The 20,064-nt window shown below is 37.3% G+C and carries 16 protein-coding genes; 10 read left to right on the top strand and 6 right to left on the bottom strand.

Annotation, left to right across the window (positions count from 1 at the left end; genetic code table 11):
* Positions 1-95 precede the first annotated feature (95 nt).
* From ACN9MR_RS10500 to ACN9MR_RS10475, 6 genes are all read left to right on the top strand, one after another.
* Positions 96-431, top strand: a complete 336-nt coding sequence (locus tag ACN9MR_RS10500; protein WP_029274329.1) for a MerR family transcriptional regulator — start codon at positions 96-98, stop codon at positions 429-431.
* A 401-nt stretch (positions 432-832) separates the two neighbouring features.
* Positions 833-2,818, top strand: a complete 1,986-nt coding sequence (locus ACN9MR_RS10495; protein ID WP_426329642.1) for a helix-hairpin-helix domain-containing protein — start codon at positions 833-835, stop codon at positions 2,816-2,818.
* Positions 2,819-2,821: 3 nt separating this feature from the next.
* Complete coding sequence (locus ACN9MR_RS10490) at positions 2,822-4,909, top strand: ComEC/Rec2 family competence protein (protein ID WP_426329641.1); 2,088 nt, start codon at positions 2,822-2,824, stop codon at positions 4,907-4,909.
* Between the two features lies 1 nt (position 4,910).
* Positions 4,911-5,687, top strand: a complete 777-nt coding sequence (locus ACN9MR_RS10485) for an enoyl-CoA hydratase/isomerase family protein (RefSeq protein ID WP_426329640.1) — start codon at positions 4,911-4,913, stop codon at positions 5,685-5,687.
* A gap of 22 nt (positions 5,688-5,709) precedes the next feature.
* Complete coding sequence (locus ACN9MR_RS10480; RefSeq protein ID WP_426329639.1) at positions 5,710-6,357, top strand: DUF4412 domain-containing protein; 648 nt, start codon at positions 5,710-5,712, stop codon at positions 6,355-6,357.
* A 98-nt stretch (positions 6,358-6,455) separates the two neighbouring features.
* Positions 6,456-8,627 carry a S9 family peptidase gene (locus ACN9MR_RS10475; RefSeq protein WP_426329638.1) on the top strand — a complete coding sequence of 724 codons (2,172 nt, stop codon included), beginning with the start codon at positions 6,456-6,458 and terminating at the stop codon, positions 8,625-8,627.
* A gap of 32 nt (positions 8,628-8,659) precedes the next feature.
* Here ACN9MR_RS10475 and ACN9MR_RS10470 read toward each other — a convergent pair whose 3' ends face one another.
* Together ACN9MR_RS10470 and ACN9MR_RS10465 are read right to left on the bottom strand one after the other, a co-directional pair.
* Positions 8,660-9,370 carry a DUF3307 domain-containing protein gene (locus tag ACN9MR_RS10470; RefSeq protein WP_426329637.1) on the bottom strand — a complete coding sequence of 237 codons (711 nt, stop codon included), beginning with the start codon at positions 9,368-9,370 and terminating at the stop codon, positions 8,660-8,662.
* Positions 9,370-9,981 carry a SatD family protein gene (locus ACN9MR_RS10465; protein WP_426329636.1) on the bottom strand — a complete coding sequence of 204 codons (612 nt, stop codon included), beginning with the start codon at positions 9,979-9,981 and terminating at the stop codon, positions 9,370-9,372. The genes ACN9MR_RS10470 and ACN9MR_RS10465 overlap by 1 nt, the downstream gene beginning before the upstream one ends.
* 155 nt (positions 9,982-10,136) lie before the next feature.
* On the opposite strand from ACN9MR_RS10465, the gene ACN9MR_RS10460 reads away from it, so the two are divergent.
* The 4 genes from ACN9MR_RS10460 (at position 10,137) to pdeM (ending at position 16,228) form a co-directional block, all read left to right on the top strand.
* On the top strand, positions 10,137-11,165 hold the full coding sequence (locus tag ACN9MR_RS10460; RefSeq protein WP_426329635.1) for a ligase-associated DNA damage response exonuclease: 1,029 nt from the start codon (positions 10,137-10,139) through the stop codon (positions 11,163-11,165).
* Positions 11,166-11,167: 2 nt separating this feature from the next.
* Positions 11,168-12,757: an ATP-dependent DNA ligase gene (locus tag ACN9MR_RS10455; protein WP_426329634.1), complete on the top strand. Its 1,590-nt coding sequence runs from the start codon at positions 11,168-11,170 to the stop codon at positions 12,755-12,757.
* Between the two features lie 278 nt (positions 12,758-13,035).
* Positions 13,036-15,513, top strand: a complete 2,478-nt coding sequence (locus ACN9MR_RS10450; protein WP_426329633.1) for a ligase-associated DNA damage response DEXH box helicase — start codon at positions 13,036-13,038, stop codon at positions 15,511-15,513.
* Between the two features lie 76 nt (positions 15,514-15,589).
* Positions 15,590-16,228, top strand: coding sequence for a ligase-associated DNA damage response endonuclease PdeM (gene pdeM, locus ACN9MR_RS10445; RefSeq protein ID WP_426329632.1), 639 nt, complete (start codon positions 15,590-15,592; stop codon positions 16,226-16,228).
* Here the strand turns inward: pdeM and trxA are convergent.
* From trxA to ACN9MR_RS10425, 4 genes are all read right to left on the bottom strand, one after another.
* Positions 16,225-16,521 carry a thioredoxin gene (gene trxA, locus ACN9MR_RS10440; RefSeq protein WP_426329631.1) on the bottom strand — a complete coding sequence of 99 codons (297 nt, stop codon included), beginning with the start codon at positions 16,519-16,521 and terminating at the stop codon, positions 16,225-16,227. The genes pdeM and trxA overlap by 4 nt on opposite strands.
* A 206-nt stretch (positions 16,522-16,727) precedes the next feature.
* On the bottom strand, positions 16,728-17,342 hold the full coding sequence (locus ACN9MR_RS10435) for a hypothetical protein (protein ID WP_426329630.1): 615 nt from the start codon (positions 17,340-17,342) through the stop codon (positions 16,728-16,730).
* Positions 17,343-17,407: 65 nt separating this feature from the next.
* Positions 17,408-18,760: a dihydrolipoamide acetyltransferase family protein gene (locus ACN9MR_RS10430; protein WP_426329629.1), complete on the bottom strand. Its 1,353-nt coding sequence runs from the start codon at positions 18,758-18,760 to the stop codon at positions 17,408-17,410.
* 56 nt (positions 18,761-18,816) lie between these two features.
* Positions 18,817-20,061, bottom strand: a complete 1,245-nt coding sequence (locus tag ACN9MR_RS10425) for a competence/damage-inducible protein A (RefSeq protein WP_426329628.1) — start codon at positions 20,059-20,061, stop codon at positions 18,817-18,819.
* Between the last annotated feature and the right edge of the window lie 3 nt (positions 20,062-20,064).

The raw sequence follows: 20,064 nt of genomic DNA, 5'->3' as shown, positions 1-20,064 counted from the left end.
AAAATTAAAATTTTATTGCGTTATTAAGGAAAAATCGAGCTACATTTGAATACTTTAATTAATCGATATAAGACACTCATAATCAAGCACAAAATATGCCGTATAAAGAAAGAGACATTAATAAAATGTATTATACCATGGGCGAAGTGACTGAAATGTTTAATGTTAACGCATCTCAGATCCGTTTTTACGAGAAAGAATTCGATATCCTACAGCCCAAGAAAAATAAAAAAGGCAATCGTCTTTTTACTCCAGAAGACATCGAAAACCTAAAGATCATCTTTAATCTTGTTGATGAAAAAGGATTTACATTAAAAGGTGCCAAAGACTATTTAAAGAATAATAAAACAGGCGTTAGAGAGAATCAAAAGATTATCGATTCGTTAGAAAAACTGAAGGGTTTCTTGGTAAACCTGGCAGAAGAACTGTAAACATTTTTATTTGGCTTATAACGATCAATCTTCTTGCATTACTTTTAGGTAATTAAAAAAATACATTTTTTGTAGGTTTTTAATTATTTCTCTATATTAGTATCACAAAAACAATAATCACCCTATTTTTTATTAACCGGTTTAACCCCTGCTTATGAAAATATGGTATGTATTATTGCTTGTCTTTTTCCCCTATTTTTTATTTTCCCAAAACTATTTATGTGGATATTTATCTGCAAAAGTTAATTATTTCTTTCTGCGGGCAGATCCTTTTGGAATTGCATTGACCCCTAACCGAGAAACGGTAACTGCATGGGCTGTTAACCTTTATAGTAAATTTCTAACCGGAGGTAGCTATGCGGTTTAAGACCCTAATTGTTGCATTTGTAATGATTGGATTCATGGCAAATGCTCAAATCATTACTCAGGAAACAGATACACGTGATATTTTGGAGAGTATGGCCGAAAACCTTCCTGATGATTACGATATGACCGAACTTATTGATGTATTGGAGAAATATCGTAAACATCCAATTAATCTGAACCGTACTTCAGTTGAAGAATTAAAGACTTTGGTTTTCCTATCCCCCTTACAGATTGGTAATTTCTTTACACATCTAAAGGAAAATGGTCAGCTTACAGATGTGCTGGAATTACAAAGTATTGACGGTTTTGATATTAAAACCGTGCATAATCTCCTTCCATTTGTAACATTGACCAATATCGCTGAATACGAGCAGCTCAGTTTTAAAAACATCACACATGCTGGTGAAAATGATTTGATGATGCGCTTTGCACAGACCCTACAAAAACAAAAAGGTTATACAGATTTACCCGGGAACAGGTATTTAGGTTCGCCGGAAAGATTTCAGATGCGCTACAGATATCATTATAGCTCAATTCTATCAGCAGCCATTACTTTAGATAAAGATGCTGGTGAAAAATTTATAGGCAAGCCTTTCGATTTTTATTCTGGCAATATCGCGTTATTCAAATTGGGTAAGCTAAAAAAACTGGTAGTTGGAGATTATACACTGCAATTTGGGCAGGGTTTAACATTGTGGTCGGGTTTTTCTTTTGGCAAAGGTCCTGATGTGACCAGCGTAGCTAAAAAAGATTTAGGTTTAAGGCCTTATAACTCTACTAACGAATATTCTTTTTTTAGAGGAGGCGCTGCAACGATTAACTTACTTAAGTATGTAGACATTACCCCTTTTGTTTCGTTCCGCAATCTTGATGCTAGCCAAAAGTTAGATTCAGAAGGAAATTTAGTTCAGGCCACCATTAATCAAACTGGTTTACATAGAACGCCTACTGAGATTAAGAATAAAGGTGTTTTAGCGCAAAGCGTATTTGGTACTACAGTTCAATATGCCAAAAACGAACTTGCTGTTGGTGCGGTTGCTTACCACACTCATTATAAGAATCGTTTTATTACACAAACTGCTGCTTACGATCGATATAGTTTCACTGGCACAGCGTTAACCAATTTGGGGTTGTTTTACAATTATACATATAAAAATATGTACCTCTATGGTGAGGCCGCCAAAGGTTTAGGTGGCGGCATCGCTTATATTAACGGTGTCCTCATTAGTTTGTCGCCAACAGTGTCTGCAGCTTTAACTTATCGCGATTATGCTAAAGATTACCATAGTTTCTTTAATCAGGCAGTATCCGAATCGAGCGAAGCGGTAAATGAAAAAGGATTGTATGCTGGCTTAAATATTAACCCCAATAAACATTGGGCCTTTTCTTTCTATGGTGATTATTTTCGGTTCCCGTGGTTAAAATACCGTGTTGACGAACCCTCCAAAGGTTACGAAGTTTTAGCCCAGGCTGCTTATATACCAAGCAAAACCTTTAAAGTTTTAGTCCGGTTCAAAACAGAACATAAACAACAAAATACGGATTTGGATGTTCCTGTTAACTTTTTAGACCATATAAAGAGAGCGGGTTATCGTGCAGAGGCAAGCTGGCAATTGAATAATAATTGGCACTTTCAGAACAGGTTAGAGATTTCTCAATATAAAAAAGGTAATGCTGACAGAGAATTTGGTTATCTCGTTTATCAGGATGTAGACTATTCGCCAATGTTTGCTAAGCTAACAGGAAATGTAAGGTTTGCCTATTTCAATACCCCAAGTTATAACAGCAGAATTTATGCCTATGAAGATGATGTTTTGTACAGTTTTGCTTTTGGAATGTATAATGGAAGAGGTTTTAGGACTTACTTTAATTTAAAATACAGTATAGTCAAGAAGCTAAATGTTTGGGCTCGATATGGGTTGTTTGTTTATAAGGACGTAGAAACAGTAGGTACTTACCTGGATGAAATTAAGGGCAATAAAAAATCAGAAGTTAAAATTCAACTACGGTATCAATTTTAAACAATGTTTAAGTCCGAATATGTTTTTGTCAGAATCCTGTTTCCATTTCTTCTAGGTATCTGCGTTTTTTATTTTTTTCCAAAAAGCGTATATATTCAATTGTGTGCCTCAGTTCTACTTGTCGTTTTACTGAGCATTTTATTGTTGAATCTTACTTATAAAAAATTGAACGTGTACCGTTACAAGGGAGCTGTTGGTATTTTAATTTTTATACTTTTTCTTAGCCTGGGTGGTTTAATTTGTTTGCTCCATAACCAAAGTTTAAGCCAAAATTACTTTGCAAAAAAGCAGTGCAACTATTTAAAAGTTTGGGTAAACAATGAACTCCAGGAAAGTAGCAACATCATACGTTTTAAAGCAAAGGTAGTATCGGGATATCAAAAAGCTAAACAGATCAGATTATCTGGACAGATGCTTCTTGCCGTAAAATTAGATAGTTTAAAGCCTATTAAATTAAAGTATGGCGACGAAATAATAATCCCAGCTACATATACTGAAATAGAGCCTCCATATAATCCTGCAGAATTTGATTTTAAAGCCTGGCTTGGCAGTCAGAATATTTATCATCAGGCTTTTATAGATCAGGATCATATCGTTAACAACAAAAACAACGTTGGTAATCTCATTATACAGATGGCTTTAAACTTAAGGGAAAAGCAGGTTGCAAAATACCGAAGCTTGATTAAAAGTGATGAAGCTTTTGCGGTGGCCTCTACCCTTATTTTAGGTTACCGTGCTGATTTAAGCAAAGAAACTTTATCGGCCTATTCCAAAACCGGAACTATTCACGCTTTATCTGTATCAGGAGCACATGTAGCCATTATTTATGTCGTTTTGGATCTTTTATTCTTCTTTTTGAACAAGAATCGGGCACTAAGGATTGTGAAACTGTTGTTAATCTGTACTTTGATTTGGGGATATGCTCTGTTAACGGGATTATCTCCTTCTGTGGTCCGCTCGGCTGTAATGATCAGCATTTTAATTGCGGCTAAAGTTTTATCGAAGCAAACCAACAGTTATAATGTTTTGGCCTTTTCGGTATTTTGTCAGCTGGTTTACAATCCATTTTTAATTTTAGATGTTGGGTTTCAGCTTTCCTATCTGGCTGTATTCGGACTAATTTATCTTCAACCTAAAATTTATAACCTACTCTATACTGATCATATTTGGCTAGATAAATTATGGAGTTTCACCGCTATGTCTTTATCCGCACAAGTGGTCACATTTCCGCTAAGCATTTATTATTTTCATCAATTTCCACTTTACTTCCTTTTTGCAAATCTTTTTATCAGTATCCCACTGGTGCTAATGATGTATTTAGGAATTGCAGTATTAATTCCGGCATTCGGGTTTTTAGCACCAGTTTTCGAATGGATAATAAATTTTACAAATGCTATATTAAAATGGATTGCCAATTTACCATATGCTAGCTTTTCATCAATATGGATTAATTTGCCTGAATTTGTATTGTTGAGCCTGTCGCTCGGATTGTTTATTTATGCCTTGGCAAAATTTAACAAACAATTTTTGTTCTCTTCTTTAGTATTATTTGTTTGTTATCAGCTTTTAGTTATGCGCGATGATTTAAACAGCCTGGACCAAAGGAAAATCATTTTATTTTCCCTAAGAAAAAACTATGCGGCTGCTTTTATTAATGGAAGAGAAGCTGTTTTAGTTTCTGATTTAAGCGCCGAAGATAAAAATTATAATTTTTCTGTTGTGCCGGCATTAACGAAATTAAAGGTAGACAAAATACGTTTTATTAGTTTTAACAAGGATACCGTTTTAGGGCAGTTCGTTTTAAAGAACAACCAAATTGCCTTTTTTAATTATAAGATGCTGTTGATTGATGAAAACCTGAATGATAAAAATATAAACGGAAATGCCACCTTTTCAAGCATCTGGTTAAGTGGAAATACCAAATTTAATTTAACCAAAATGGACCTTGGTATAAAATATAAAACCGCAATAATCGATGCAACTAATAAAGATTATAAAATTGAGATCTTAAAAAGGTATATGGAGAATAATGATATAGATGTACATGTTTTAAAGAAAAATAAAGCATATTTGGTGCAACTAACCCAATAACATGGAAAATCTGGTTTTATATCAGGTTGCTGAAAGAATAGCAACGGTAACTATCAATAGGCCCGAAAAAAGAAATGCGCTGAACCCTCAACTTATCGCTGAATTAACTTCCGCATTTATAAATGCATCTGAAGATGACCAGGTAAAAGTGGTAATATTGAAAGCAAATGGCGATACTTTTAGTGCTGGTGCCGATTTAGCATATCTTCAGCAATTACAGCACAATACATTTGAAGAAAATGTGGCCGATTCTAATCATCTAAAAAAACTCTTTACAACCATTTATTATTTACCAAAAGTAGTTATTGCACAGGTAGAAGGTCATGCCATTGCCGGCGGCTGTGGTTTGGCCACGATATGTGATATTGTTTTTGCTACTCCTGAAAGCAATTTTGGATATACTGAAGTGAAAATTGGTTTTGTACCTGCTATTGTTTCCTGTTTTTTAAAACAAAAGGTGAGCGAATCCATCGTCAAGGAAATTTTACTAACTGGAAAAATCTTTTCTGCTGAGCAGGCATTAAAATATAATTTGATAAATTTTGTAACAAATTCATCCGATATTCATCAAATAGTAAGAGAATTTGCACTAAGTTTGTGTAACGGGAGTTCTGGTAATTCGTTAATGATTACTAAACAATTGATTACGCAAACAACCAACCCCCTGTTGGAAAAATGCTTAGAAACTGCTGTACAGATAAATGCCCGTATTAGGGAGAGTGAAGATTTTAAAAAAGGAATCTCTTCATTTTTAAACAAAGAAAAAATTAATTGGTAAAAAACTAAACTGAAATAAAAACATGTTCAAATCAATCAAAACTAGTGTTGTAGCTTTAATCTTAGTAAGTACTGCTATAATTGCTCACGCACAGAAGAAAATCGCTGAAGGTACTTTGGTATTTGCAGTAACTGCTAATGGTACAACAACCGATGTTAAAACTAAATTTAATGGTAGTTTAACCAAAATAGAAATTGAAAATGGCCCTGCCATGGTTAACATCATTTCAAATACGGCAGATAAAACCGGATTATTATTAATTGACGTTCCGGTAGCTCAAAAACAGTTTGCGGTAAAAGTGAGCAAAGCAGAAACAGAAGCACAAGAAGCTTTATTACCAAAATATTCTGATTATAAAGCAACTGGTGAAAAACAGACAATTGCTGGATTTAGTGCTGAAAAATATACCTACAAAGATGACAAAGGTGGAGCTCATGAATTATGGGCAACAAAAGATGTTGATATTGCTTCAATTACCAATGGTGGTTTCTTTAAAGGTTTAGGTGCACTTCCTGTAAAATATTCTGCAGTAATTAACGGTGTAAATTCAGACCTGGTTCTAAAATCTCTTTCTGAAGCCAAAGTTGGTGCCATTAGCACTGAAATTCCTACCGGTTACGAAGTCGTAACTATGGATGAATTGAAAGCCATGCAAGGTGGTGGTGAATAATTAACCAATTCCAGATAATTTACAGCTTTTTAACTGCAGGCTTTTTATTTAAATTAGCCTGAAAGTTGAAAAGCTTTTTTTATGTCCAAAAACTATATATGATTAAAAGATTATTACTAAGATTATCAATTGCTTGTATAGCATTATGCGTGCTAATTGATGCAAAAGCTCAAAGTATCAATTGGGCAAAAGACGGTAACTCCTATTATGAGGTTACCAGAAATGGGGAAATTATTTCTATCACACTACCTAAAAACGACAGAAAAACCATTATATCAAGCGCATTATTAACGCCAGCTGGAAAAAGCGATGCTATTAGAGTAAGAAGTTTCCAGTTATCAGAAGATGGTTCTAAAGCACTAATCTACACCAATAGTAAAAAAGTTTGGCGTTACGATACCCGTGGTGATTATTGGTTGGCCGATTTAACTTCCAATAAAATCACTCAAATTGGAAAAGATAGACCAGCTTCATCACTAATGTTTGCTAAGTTATCGCCTGATGGCAGCAAGGTTGCTTATGTAAGCAAACATAACCTGTATGTAGAAAATATCGATGGAACTGGTGCAAAAGCCTTAACCACTGATGGTACAGACCGAATGATTAACGGTACTTTCGATTGGGTTTATGAGGAAGAATTTGATTGTCGTGACGGTTTTAGATGGAGTCCGGATGGCAAATCTATTGCTTATTGGCAGCTTGATGCAACCAAGATCAAAAATTTCTTGATGATCAATAATACAGATTCTATTTATCCGTATACCATTCCTGTAGAATATCCAAAGGTAGGCGAAAATCCGTCTGCTTGTAAAGTTGGTGTGGTTGATGTTGCAACAGCCAAAACGAACTGGTTAAATGTTCCTGGAGATAATATTCAGCACTATATTCCGCGTATGCAGTGGGTACCTAACAGTAATGACATTATTTTGCAACAACTTAACCGCGAGCAAAACGAGAGTATAGTATTTATCTGTAATGCAGTTACAGGATCGGCAAAAGCTGTTTATACCGAAAAAGCTAAAGCCTGGATTGATGCACAGGATGAGTGGAAATGGTTAAATGATAATAAAGAATTTACAATTGTATCTGAAAAGGATGGCTGGAACCACCTGTATAGAATCAGTTTGGATGGAAAAAAAGAAACATTGGTTACGAAAGGCAATTATGATGTGATTGATGTAAAATTGATCGATGTAAAAAATAACATGGTTTATTTTCTGGCATCACCAACAAATGCCACTCAGAAATATCTTTTTAAAACCAAGTTAGATGGAAAAGGTAAATTAGAGCAGGTTACACCTTCTGTTTTACCAGGAACACACAATTACGATATTTCTCCGAATGCTGCTTTTGCACGCCATTCATATAACAGTTCGCTTGTTGAGCCAATCACAGAATGGATGAACTTTACTACAGGGAATCCATTTACAATGGACGGGAGCATTACTACACAATTAGCTAAGCAAGCGGCAACCAAAAACAAAGTTGAGTTTTTTAAAGTAACTACTGAAGATGGTATTGAAATGGATGGTTGGATGAAAAAACCTGATAATTTTAATCCAGATAAGAAATACCCTGTAGTATTTTATGTTTATGGTGAGCCTGCGTCAGCTACAGCATTAGATACTTATGGTGCAGGGAGAAACCGTTTGTATGCCGGTGATATGGCCAAAGATGGTTATATCTATATTTCAATGGATAATAGAGGTGCCCCTCTTCCAAAAGGCAGTACATGGCGCAAAAGTATTTATAAAAATATTGGAGTGATCAATGTCCGCGATCAGGCGATGGCCGCTAAAAAACTATTGGCTACTAATGCTTTTATGGATAAAGACCGTGTTGCGGTTTGGGGCTGGAGTGGTGGCGGTTCATCTACTTTAAACCTGATGTTCCAATATCCAGAAATTTATAAAACAGGTATTGCAATTGCAGCGGTTGGTAATCAATTAACCTACGATAATGTTTATCAGGAGCGTTATATGGGCACTCCTTTCCCAAGTAAAGAGGCTTATGTTAAGGGCTCTCCGATTACTTACGCTAAAAACTTAAAAGGTAATTTATTGTATATCCACGGTACTGGCGACGATAATGTACATTATCAGAATGCCGAAATGCTGATTAATGAGTTAATTAAAAACGGAAAGGTTTTTCAATTGATGAGTTATCCAAACCGTACCCACAGTATCTCTGAGGGCGAAGGAACCGGCAAACATTTATCCTTAACTTACACTAAGTTTTTAAAAGAAAACTGCCCTCCGGGAGCAAGATAGAAAAATTTAAAAGCAGCTTTCGGGCTGCTTTTTTATGCAATAAACATTTGAATAAGCATGGCCGTTACAATGGCTATGCCAAAGCTTAACAAAGTTCCGATCAATACATATTCAGTTAATTTAAGGTCGTGTGCTTCTTTTAAATCGCCAAACCGAAATATGGATTTGGCTGCGAGTAAAAAGCCAACGGCTTCGAAATGATTGGTTAAGATAAACAAGAAGATCAGCACTCTTTCTAGTATTCCGATATACTTACCTGCATTTTGTAGCGACTGCGGGCTGTCTGGTTGGTTATCTGGAAGCCATTTGGCAATAATTACCCGCATTACAATTGATGTGGGCATCGTTAGGAATAAAGCTCCTGCAATTAAAATCCAGGTTTTGGTTTCATTAAAAAAACTGATATTTAAACTTCCCCTATAAAAAAAGTGCCACACCACTACTATCGAGGTGAAATGTAAAACCTGATCAACAAAAAACAGTATCCGTGCATTTTTTTTGGTCTGAAAAATCGATTTTAAAGCGTCAATCATAAAATGAAGCACTCCTATTGATAGCGCTACCCTCCAAACGCCAAAGTTTAAGAAAATAAGGAAGATCAAAACTATATGGATGGCCACATGCAAATAGAGCTTTATTGATCTTAATTTTTTCCTTTCTTTATCTTTTACCCAGGCATTGGGCTGTAAAAAGAAATCTCCAATTAAATGAACAAGAATGAGCTTGATTAAATAGATATCCATTATTTTAAAATCATTTGATTCAATTTTTTACGGTAAAGCCTGTCCATTTCCATAATTTCTGTATAATGTGCACGCTTTAAAGCTTCGCTTACTGATGATTGCGTTCGGCCCGAAATAGCTGCTAATTCGCTTTGTAACAGGTTATTGTTCTCTAAGGCAAGTTTTACCATTTCGGCAGCTACAACTCCCCAGCTATCCATTGATATTAGCGAAAGCTTTATTAAGACATTAATTTCCTCATCAAAATCAGCGGAATCGGTTTTAATGGCTAAATTAACCTTAGCCTGTTTTAAACTGTCAAATGCCGCTCCTGAATTTACAAAAGCATCTCCGCTTGATTCCGAAAGTTTTTTCCGTTTGTTTTTGATATCTCCAATTCCAATTCCCATTCTTACATCTGCAGGTTTATTTACCCTGATACATGCTTTTAAATAAGCAGCAGCCCTGATGGCGTTTTCTGGCTCAACTTCTACCTGAAAACTATCCCCCCGGTAAATCTCCCACTTACTATTCTGATCGGAAACTATTTTTAAGGCGGTTTTTAAGCTTAATAACCAGCTATCTTTAATCTTCCTTGAGCCTACAATATCACCTGTTATAATGCAAATCATGCTACAATATCGAACTTATTATCCATATTTCAAAACTAATATCGGGTAATTAGCCGATATTTCTATTTATCGGGTAATTAGCCGATATTTTAAATTATCGGGCATTTAGCCGATATTGATCTAAAACTAATCAATAAATTTATTGTTTAATAGCTATGGCATTAATAGAATTTACCAAAAGAGGAATTTATTGTAAGCAGGGCGATTTTTATATAGATCCCTGGTGGCCTGTAGATTATGCGGTCACAACGCATGGACATAGTGATCATGTGCGTTTTGGAAATAAATACTATCTCTGCCATACCTTAACCAAGCCTATCATCAAACGCAGGATCAGCGAAGATTTGAACGTAGAAACATTGGAATATGGAGAAAGCATTACACGTAATGGGGTGAATATTTCATTTTTTCCTGCCGGACATATTATCGGATCCGCGCAGGTACGTTTAGCTTATAAAGGTGAAATTTGTGTCATATCTGGCGATTATAAGATTGAAGATGATGGCATTACCACGCCCTTCGAGCCTATTAAGTGTCATTCTTTTGTTTCTGAGAGTACTTTTGGTTTACCTGTTTACAAATGGCAAAAGCAAGAAGTTGTTTTTAATGGCATCAAGAGTTGGGTGGGCGATAATATTATACAGCAAAAAACAAGTGTATTAATTGCCTATAGTTTAGGTAAAGCACAACGTTTGATTAAAAATTTGGCTGGTGATATTCCTATTTATGTACATAACAGTATTGCTAATCTGAATGAAGTGATTATTGATGCAGGTGTAAAGCTTCCAAAAACCATCAGAATTACTCCTGAAACTACTAAGGATGAATTACAGAGAGGTATTGTAATTGTGCCACCTGCCATGAGGGATAGCCGTTGGATCAAAAACTTAGCTCAGCCTGTAACAGGCATTTGTTCTGGTTGGATGCAGGTGCGGGCACACCGCCGTTGGCAAAGTGCCGATGCTGGCTTTGCGCTGAGTGATCATGCCGATTGGCCTGGCTTAATGGAAGCTATTACTGCAACTGGAGCGGAAAAGGTATATGTTACGCATGGTTTTACGGCTGCCTTTAGTCGGTTTTTAAATGATGCAGGCATAGAAGCTGCTGAAGTATTAACCAAGTTTGGGCAAGAAGATGATGAAGAAAATAAAGTAGATTTAGTTGATCAAAACGAAAATAAATAACGATGAAACGTTTTGCCCAATTGATCCAACAACTCGAACTGAGCAATAAAACCAACGATAAAATTGCAGCATTGGTTAATTATTTTAACCATGCTGATGATAAAGATAAGGTATGGGTTATTGCATTGTTTACAGGTAAAAAACCTAAAAGGCCAATTAAATCAGCCCTGCTTAAATACTGGGCCATAAGCATTACCGAAACGCCAGAATGGTTATTTGCCGAAAGTTATGCCAATGTTGGCGATTTAAGCGAAACCATTGCCCTGTTATTGCCCCCTGCCGAAAACACCTCAGATTTTCAATTGCATAAATGGGTTGAAGATTTGCATGATCTGGAAGGTAAAGATGATGAAACTAAAAAAGAATTTATTCTGGGCGCATGGAACAAACTTGAAACACAGGAACGTTTTATTTTTAACAAATTGATCTCCGGCAATTTCAGGATTGGTGTTTCCAATAAAATGCTGGTGAATGCACTGGCTAAACAAAGCAGTTTAGATAGTGCCCAGATTATGCACAGCATTATGGGGAAATGGAATCCTTATGAAATTACTTTTCACGAACTGATAAATGGTATCCATGTGAATACCGATAACTCCTGGCCTTACCCCTTTTGCCTGGCCTATGCCTTAGAGCAAGAACCAGAGAAATTAGGTGATATTTCTGAATGGCAGGCCGAATGGAAATGGGATGGCATCCGCGGGCAGATTGTAAAGCGGAATGGAGAACTCTTTATCTGGAGCCGTGGCGAAGAACTGGTTACAGAACAGTTCCCCGAGCTGCATTTTATGATCGATGTTTTGCCTGATGGTGTGGTTTTAGATGGCGAAATACTGGCTGTGCAAGATAAACAGGTTTTATCATTCAGTACGCTGCAACAACGTTTAAACCGCAAAACAATAAGTAAAAAACAATTGGAAGATGCGCCCATTGGCTTTTTTGTATATGATATTTTAGAATATGAAGCCAAGGATTTTAGAGAGGAGCCTTTAAGTCTAAGACGAAAAATACTCGAAGGATTGATTGGCGGTTTAACTGAAAGTCCGGTAGTGATATCTCCTGTGATCAGTTGTAGCTCTTGGGAAGAATTGGCCAAATTAAGACAAACTTCTCGCTCGATTAACAGCGAAGGGATTATGCTGAAGAAGTTAAGCTCTCATTATCACAGCGGGCGAAAACGGGGTGATTGGTGGAAATGGAAAATCAATCCATATACGGTTGATGCGGTAATGATTTATGCGCAAAAAGGAAGTGGCAGAAGGGCTAATTTCTTTACCGATTATACCTTTGCTGTTCGCGATGGAGAAAATTTAGTCACGATTGCAAAAGCCTATTCGGGTTTAACAGATAAAGAAATTAAAGAAGTGAATGCCTTTGTAACCCGTAATGCAATTGAGAAATTTGGCCCGGTACGTACGGTAAAACCCGAGCTGGTTTTCGAAATTGCATTTGAGGGAATTGCTGAAAGTAAACGGCATAAGGCAGGTTTAGCTTTACGTTTTCCGCGTATATTGCGGTGGCGAAAAGATAAAAAAGCCGATGAAATTAATACGTTGGAAGATTTGAGGCAATTGCTGCAATCCACTTTGTAAGGGAATCCATGGTCTGTGTCCTCACAGACCATCAAGATTAAAATTTAAAAATTTCGGTTTGTGGCACACAGGTCGAGGAAATGAATTTAGCTTAATAGGTTTGCCTCTCGATTTTAAACCCGACAGCAGCGATACCCTTTTTTGTTATTGATCAATTAACATTTAACGGTAATTACAAAAAAGGTAAAGCGAATGGCGGGACTGCCGTAACCGAAGCATTACTGTTATTGCTTTTCAAAAAATAATTAGAAAACCATCAAAAGCAGCGATATTTAAGCATGGACCAAACCAAAACCAAAGGTTATAAAAAGATAAAAGCCTGGCTAAAGGCCAATAAACGCAAGCCTTTTCAGTTTCAGGAAGATGCCTGGCAGTATTATTTGGATGGTTACAGTGGTTTGGTAAATGCACCTACAGGTTTCGGAAAAACATTTTCTTTATTTTTAGCCGTAGTAATTGAAGCTTTAAATGCAGCTGAAGGCAACAATAAAAAAGCGAAAGACCGGTTACAGTTAATCTGGATTACTCCACTCCGCTCCCTGGCTAAAGATATTGCAAGGGCCATGCGCGAAACCTTATTGGAGCTGGAATTGGATTGGCACGTTGGTGTGCGTAATGGCGACACCTCTCAGGCAGAGAAATTGCAGCAGAAAAAATCGATGCCCGAAATTTTGTTGATTACGCCGGAAAGCCTGCACTTGTTACTGGCGCAAAAAGGCGCTTCAACTTTGTTCAAAAATCTTAAATGTATTGTTGCTGATGAATGGCATGAACTTTTGGGAAGTAAACGTGGGGTATTGGTTGAGTTGGCGGTATCGCGGATTAAGGGCTTACAAAAGTTAGAGAAAAACCAGTTTTTAAGAATTTGGGGAATTTCGGCTACCATTGGTAATATTGAAGAGGCACTGGATGTACTCGAGCCCAATATGGAGGCCAAACGGATTATTGTTAAAGCCGATTTAGAAAAGAAAATCCTAATCAAATCAATTTTACCTGATGATATCGAAACATTGCCCTGGGCTGGGCATTTGGGCTTGAAACTGGCCTATAAACTTTTACCAATTATCGAGAAAAGTAAAACTACTTTAATCTTCATCAATACCCGCGGACAATCGGAAATGTGGTATCAACATTTGTTGAATATCGAACCCGAACTGGCCGGGAGGATTGCCATACATCATGGATCGATAGATTTCGAACTCCGTAACTGGATTGAAGATGCCCTGCACACCGGGCAGCTCAAAGCAGTTATTGCTACCTCATCGTTAGATTTGGGCGTAGATTTTAAACCTGTTGATACCGTTGTCCAGGTAGGCTCGCCAAAGGGTGTTGCCAGGTTTTTGCAAAGGGCGGGCCGATCAGGTCATTCCCCTCACGAAACCTCTAAAATATATTTTTTACCTACCCATGCATTAGAACTGGTAGAAGCAGCAGCGATTAAAGAAGCAGCCAAAACAGACAATATAGAGAGCCGTGAGCCCTTTATTATGGTGTTCGATACCTTGGTTCAGTATTTGGTTACACTGGCCATAGGCGACGGATTTGATGATAAAATCATTTATGAAGAAATTAAGAATACTCATGCTTTTAAACTGATCCTTCCTGAAGAATGGACTTGGGTAATGCAATTTATCACCTCTGGAGGAGATAGTTTAAGCGCTTATACCGAATTTAAAAAGGTGGCTAAGGATGAAGATGGGCTTTGGAAAGTAAAGAGCAGGCAATTGGCTATGCGGCATAGGTTACATATTGGAACAATCGTAAGTGATGCGATGTTAAAGGTTAAATTCATTTCTGGTGGTTACATCGGTATGGTTGAAGAATATTTTGTTACCCGTTTAAAAGCTGGCGATAATTTCCGTCTGGCTGGCAGGGTTTTAGAGTTTATCCAGGTAAAAGATATGACAGTTGTGGTGAGGGTAAGTAAACAGAAAAATGCAATCTCTCCGAGCTGGAATGGTGGCCGCTTACCCCTTTCTTCTAATTTAGGGTCAGTTTTGCGGAAGAAATACAATGAAGCATTAGATAAAACACATCAGGATGAAGAATTAGATGCCGTGTATCCGCTGTTTCTATTACAGGAAAAACGTTCTCATGTACCCAAAAATGATGAGTTACTTATCGAACTCATTAATAATAAAGAAGGTTTTCATCTCTTTGCCTATCCATTTGAAGGGCGTTTGGTGCACGAGGTTTTGGCGGCCCTGGTTGCCTATCGTTTAAGTAAATTGTTACCGATCAGCTTTTCTATTGCCATGAACGATTATGGCTTTGAACTTTTGAGTGAAACAGAAATTCCTATGGACGAATCGATTGCCTACGAGGTTTTTTCACCTGTAAATTTGACTGAAGACATTACGCTGAGTATCAATTCAACTGAAATGGCAAGACGGAAATTTAGGGATATTGCCTGCATTTCCGGACTCGTTTTTCAGGGTTACCCAGGTAAATATGTAGCCAATAAGCATCTCCAGTCATCTGCCGGTTTGTTTTTTAATGTTTTTAGCGATTACGACAAACATAATTTACTTTTGCGACAGGCATACGACGAAGTTTTTTACCAACAACTGGAGGAGCCAAGATTGGCGGCAGCATTGGATCGAATTCAGCATGGAGCAATTGTAATCACCAATCCTAAAAGTTTTACACCGCTTTCCTTCCCGATTAAGGTAGATAGCCTCCGTGAAAATATGAGCTCAGAAGAATTGGAGCAACGCATTGTCAGGATGAAGGCCGAATCGGAAAAAATTAAATAAATTACTTGTCACGCTGAGCCTGTCGAAATGCCTCAAAAGTCCTTCGGCTAGCTCAGGATGACATAGCATAAAATAAATGAACATTACAAGTCAAGGTGAAGAACTGATTTTAGATAAAGAAAGGGCTTTATTTTTACCCAAACATCAGCTTTTAGCCATAAGTGACCTGCATTTGGGTAAATCTGCACACTTCCGACAGGCCGGTTTGCAAGTACCTTCTACCATTGCCCAAACAGATCTTCAACGCTTAAGTTTATTGATTAAACAATACAATCCTAAAACATTGCTAATTAATGGAGATATGTTTCATCATGGTTTAAATACCGATATTGATGAATTTTCTGTATGGAGAAAACAATACCAGGAGCTTAACTTTCTATTGGTAAAGGGGAACCACGATAGGCTTTCAGACGCCAATTATGCTGCAATGAATATCGAAATACATGAACCTAGTTTTTGCTTGGGACCATTTTGCTTTATTCATGATGCTCCAAATGGTATGGAAGAAGAGTTATATCCCATCAGTGGCCATATCCATCCAGGTGTAACCATTGTGGGCAAAGCCAAGCAAAGATTAAAATTTCCATGCTTCTATTTTGGTAAAGATTATGCTGTTTTGCCTGCTTTCAGTCTATTTACCGGACTTTATACGGTTTACCCGAAAGCAAACGAACGCATTTTTGCGGTAACGCCTAAAAGTGTGATAGAAGTTTAGGCATGGGTATCAATTACCTGTTTTAACTGTGATGCCTGTAAAACACCGCTCTGCCTCCACACCTGTTTTCCGTTTTTAAAGAGAATTAAAGTAGGTACGCCTTGAATATTAAAGGAAGAAGCTGCTGATTGATTCTTATCAATATCAACTTTTATGATAGAAACAGCATCGCCAACCTGAGATTTTAACTGCTCCAAAATCGGCTTCATCATTTTACAAGGACCACACCACTCGGCAAAAAAATCAACAAGAACAGGTTTATCACCGTTAATTAAATCTGAAAACTTAGCCATGATATTTATCTTTATTTAGAAACAATGATGAGCTGGATTGGTTTTTAACGAAAAATCGTCATTTCGAACGAAGTGTAACGTAGTTGAGAACCACGTAGTGCTCAGCGAAGCTAAATCTATGATAGATCTCTCCTCCGAAGGAGTTCCTTTGGAACATTCCGCTATACTTCAGTCGAGATGACGAATTTGATAGACTAATTATTCAATTAAGCGCTTATCGGCAGTTCTGCGGCTAAGGCCGCAACCCAGCCTTCAAATAAAGCCTTTTCGATTTTGATTACTTCAGCAGCATGATTTTCCCAGTCATCAGAAAAACTAATCAATTGATTCATCATTTCTTCCAGATGTCCTTCTTCTTCCAAAATAATGGATTTTACGTTTACCTTGCTTTTAGCTTCATCTAAAACGGCTTGATAAATTGGATATAGTTCGTCGGCGCGCACTTCAATGGCGTAAGTCACAAATAAATAAGCCGCGAATTTTAAGTCATAACCAGAAAGATTAAATACAGACTTTAAATAACGGCAAACCGCAATATCTAAAGCATGTAAATAGTACTTGGTATGGTTTGGAGATAACAACTCGGCATTGGTATAAGTTTTACAAAGTGCTTCGTCAATCTTCGAAATCTGTTTTTTTAAATAATAAGCATGACGGTGCTCTTCTGCAGCGTGTTTAAGAATAATCAGGTTTACATTTTCTTTATGCTCTGAAGCTGAAATCTTCTTGGCACCTGCATTCTCCATATAAGATAGCGTATTTAACCATTTGGCATGCAGTACGTTATCTGAAACTATCGATTTTAAATTTGAAGCTAACATTCTTGATTGTTAAACTGGTAAATTGTTGACATTACACCAACTGAAAACTGTTAATTGTAAACTGACTAAATTTCTCTGTTCAGGTCCCAGCTTTCTAAATAATCTGCTACTCTACGCACAAACATTCCTCCTAGAGAACCATCTACAACCCTGTGGTCGTAAGATAAGGACAAGAACATCATATGTCTGATTGCAATCACGTCACCGTGTTCGGTTTCTAAAACAGCTGGTTTCTTTTTAATGGCGCCTACTGCTAAAATAGCCACCTGAGGCTGGTTAATAATCGGTGTACCCATTACATTTCCGAAACTACCTACATTGGTTAGGGTAAAAGTACCACCTTGCGTTTCATCAGGCTTTAATTTAGAGTTTCGCGCTCTTGCAGCTAAATCATTAACAGCTTTTGTTAAGCCAACTAAATTTAACTGATCGGCATTTCTAATTACAGGAACAATTAAGTTTCCACTAGGTAAAGCAGCAGCCATACCAATATTGATATCACGTTTTTTGATAATCTGCGTGCCGTTAACCGAAACATTGATCATCGGGAAATCTTTTATCGCTTTAGCAACTGCCTCTACAAATATTGGTGTAAACGTTATTTTTTCATTTTCACGTTTTTCGAAACTGTTTTTTACTTTATTACGCCACAAAACCATATTGGTTACATCGGCTTCAACAAACGAAGTTACATGCGGTGAGGTTGTTTTACTCATTACCATATGATCGGCAATCAGTTTACGCATTCTATCCATCTCAATAATTTCGTCGCCACCACTAACACTGGTTGTTGACGTTTTATTTACAACTGGTGCAGCCGAAGTTGCTTTATTTTCAGTCGTTTGGTTTGTTGGTGGAGCAGGCGCTGTTATGATAACTGTTTTAGTTGAAATTAGTGATGCTCCGGTTTTATTCGCAATATAATCTAATAGATCATCTTTATTTAACCGTCCATCAGCACCAGAACCTTTAATCGCATCAAGCTCGGCTAACGAAATATTTTCTTGTGCAGCAATACTTTTAACCAGAGGAGAATAAAAGCGATCAGATGAGCTGAAATCAGTTATTACAGTAGTGTTTTCTGATGGCAGCTGTGAAATTCCAGGAATAGTTTCAATTTTTTCTTCAGCTACTGGTTTTTCTGTAACCGGAGCTTCTGTTGTTGAGGTTTCTCCACCTTCAGTTTCAATAATGGCAATTACATCGCCCACCTGCGCAACTTCATCTGCAGCAAATAATTGTTTTACCAATTTACCGGCAACCGGAGAAGGAACTTCAGAGTCTACCTTATCGGTAGCGATTTCCAGAATGGTATCATCTAATTCAATAGAATCGCCTGGTTGTTTTACCCATTTAATCACCGTTGCTTCCGCAACACTTTCACCCATTTTTGGTAACAATAGTTCGTATTGAGCCATATTAAATTACAGTATTTTATATTGGTAACGCCACAAAAATACAGTTTTTATTCTTTCTAAACTGTTTCTTTAAGGAGATTTAATAACATGGCCAGCGCCGATGCTGCAGAACGTTCGATGTTTTGAATGCGTTTATTGCTGAAATTAAACAACTTAGCTACAGTTCTGTGTTTTGAAGAAATTGCAATCCATACCGTGCCAACCGGTTTGTCTTCTGTTCCACCGTCTGGACCGGCAATGCCACTAACCGCAATAGCATAATCTGTTTTGAAATGTTTAATTGCACCTTCGGCCATTTCTGTTACAGTTTGTTCACTCACGGCACCAAAGGTATTTAAAGTACTTTCTTTAACACCAAGAATAGATTCTTTAAGCTCGTATGCATAGGCTACCGCCCCGCCCCAATAAACCGAAGAAGAACCTGGGTGCTGCGTAATCAGGTGCGCTATGTATCCACCGGTGCAACTTTCGGCAGTAGATAAAGTCAAACCCTTACTTTTCATGAGGTTCAGGATCGCTTTTTCTAAGGGAATATCTTCATCTGTTACTACAAACTTATTTACCTTTGAAATGATCTGTTTGGCGTAAAGCTCAACCTCTTTGAGCAACGCCGTTTCGTTATCGCCTTTGGCCGATAAACGCAAACGCACTTGTCCTAATTTTGGCAGATAAGCCAATTTGATGTGTGCTGGCAAACTGTCTTCAATTTCCTCGATCTCTTTGGCTAGGAATGATTCGCCTATATTTGCTGTGAGAATGGTTTTATGAACAATAAACGGCAGCTTAAATCTGCTCTTAATTCTGGGTAGAATTTCGTCATCCATCAGGTACATCATCTCGTAGGGTACGCCTGGCATCGATACAAAAATGGTGTCGTTTTCTTCAAACCACATGCAAGGGGCAGTACCATTTTTATTTACAATAACCTCACAACCATCAGGAACATCAGCTTGCTGAATATTAATATCCAACAAAGGACGCTTGTATTTTTCGAAAATCTGACGAACCATTTCCAGTGCTCCGGGATCATTGCGAAAGCCCATATTAAAATACTTTGCCAAAGTTTTCTTGGTAATATCATCTTTGGTCGGTCCTAAGCCCCCGGTAATTAAAACAATATCTGCACGTTTTTCGGCAAGTTCGAGGGCTTCAATAATATGTTGCTCATCATCAGAAACTGAAGTAATCTGTTTAACGGAAACACCAATTAAATTTAACTGTTTAGCCATCCAGGCAGAATTGGTATCAACGATTTGGCCAATGAGAATCTCATCACCAATGGTAATAATTTCGGCTAGCATAAT

The organism is Pedobacter sp. R-06 (assembly GCF_049913135.1).
Classification (GTDB): Bacteria; Bacteroidota; Bacteroidia; order Sphingobacteriales; family Sphingobacteriaceae; genus Pedobacter.
This window is presented reverse-complemented; position numbering and strand designations above follow the sequence as displayed.

What these genes read in the sequence shown, in the direction of transcription:
- ACN9MR_RS10475 (WP_426329638.1), top strand. Translation starts at nt 6,456, where the DNA reads ATGATTAAAAGATTATTACTAAGATTATCAATTGCTTGTATAGCATTA.
- ACN9MR_RS10435 (WP_426329630.1), bottom strand. Translation starts at nt 17,342, where the DNA reads ATGTTAGCTTCAAATTTAAAATCGATAGTTTCAGATAACGTACTGCAT.
- ACN9MR_RS10485 (WP_426329640.1), top strand. Translation starts at nt 4,911, where the DNA reads ATGGAAAATCTGGTTTTATATCAGGTTGCTGAAAGAATAGCAACGGTA.
- ACN9MR_RS10425 (WP_426329628.1), bottom strand. Translation starts at nt 20,061, where the DNA reads ATGCTAGCCGAAATTATTACCATTGGTGATGAGATTCTCATTGGCCAA.
- ACN9MR_RS10500 (WP_029274329.1), top strand. Translation starts at nt 96, where the DNA reads ATGCCGTATAAAGAAAGAGACATTAATAAAATGTATTATACCATGGGC.
- ACN9MR_RS10430 (WP_426329629.1), bottom strand. Translation starts at nt 18,760, where the DNA reads ATGGCTCAATACGAACTATTGTTACCAAAAATGGGTGAAAGTGTTGCG.
- ACN9MR_RS10450 (WP_426329633.1), top strand. Translation starts at nt 13,036, where the DNA reads ATGGACCAAACCAAAACCAAAGGTTATAAAAAGATAAAAGCCTGGCTA.
- ACN9MR_RS10480 (WP_426329639.1), top strand. Translation starts at nt 5,710, where the DNA reads ATGTTCAAATCAATCAAAACTAGTGTTGTAGCTTTAATCTTAGTAAGT.
- ACN9MR_RS10470 (WP_426329637.1), bottom strand. Translation starts at nt 9,370, where the DNA reads ATGGATATCTATTTAATCAAGCTCATTCTTGTTCATTTAATTGGAGAT.
- trxA (WP_426329631.1), bottom strand. Translation starts at nt 16,521, where the DNA reads ATGGCTAAGTTTTCAGATTTAATTAACGGTGATAAACCTGTTCTTGTT.
- ACN9MR_RS10495 (WP_426329642.1), top strand. Translation starts at nt 833, where the DNA reads ATGGCAAATGCTCAAATCATTACTCAGGAAACAGATACACGTGATATT.
- ACN9MR_RS10460 (WP_426329635.1), top strand. Translation starts at nt 10,137, where the DNA reads ATGGCATTAATAGAATTTACCAAAAGAGGAATTTATTGTAAGCAGGGC.
- ACN9MR_RS10490 (WP_426329641.1), top strand. Translation starts at nt 2,822, where the DNA reads ATGTTTAAGTCCGAATATGTTTTTGTCAGAATCCTGTTTCCATTTCTT.
- pdeM (WP_426329632.1), top strand. Translation starts at nt 15,590, where the DNA reads ATGAACATTACAAGTCAAGGTGAAGAACTGATTTTAGATAAAGAAAGG.
- ACN9MR_RS10455 (WP_426329634.1), top strand. Translation starts at nt 11,168, where the DNA reads ATGAAACGTTTTGCCCAATTGATCCAACAACTCGAACTGAGCAATAAA.
- ACN9MR_RS10465 (WP_426329636.1), bottom strand. Translation starts at nt 9,981, where the DNA reads ATGATTTGCATTATAACAGGTGATATTGTAGGCTCAAGGAAGATTAAA.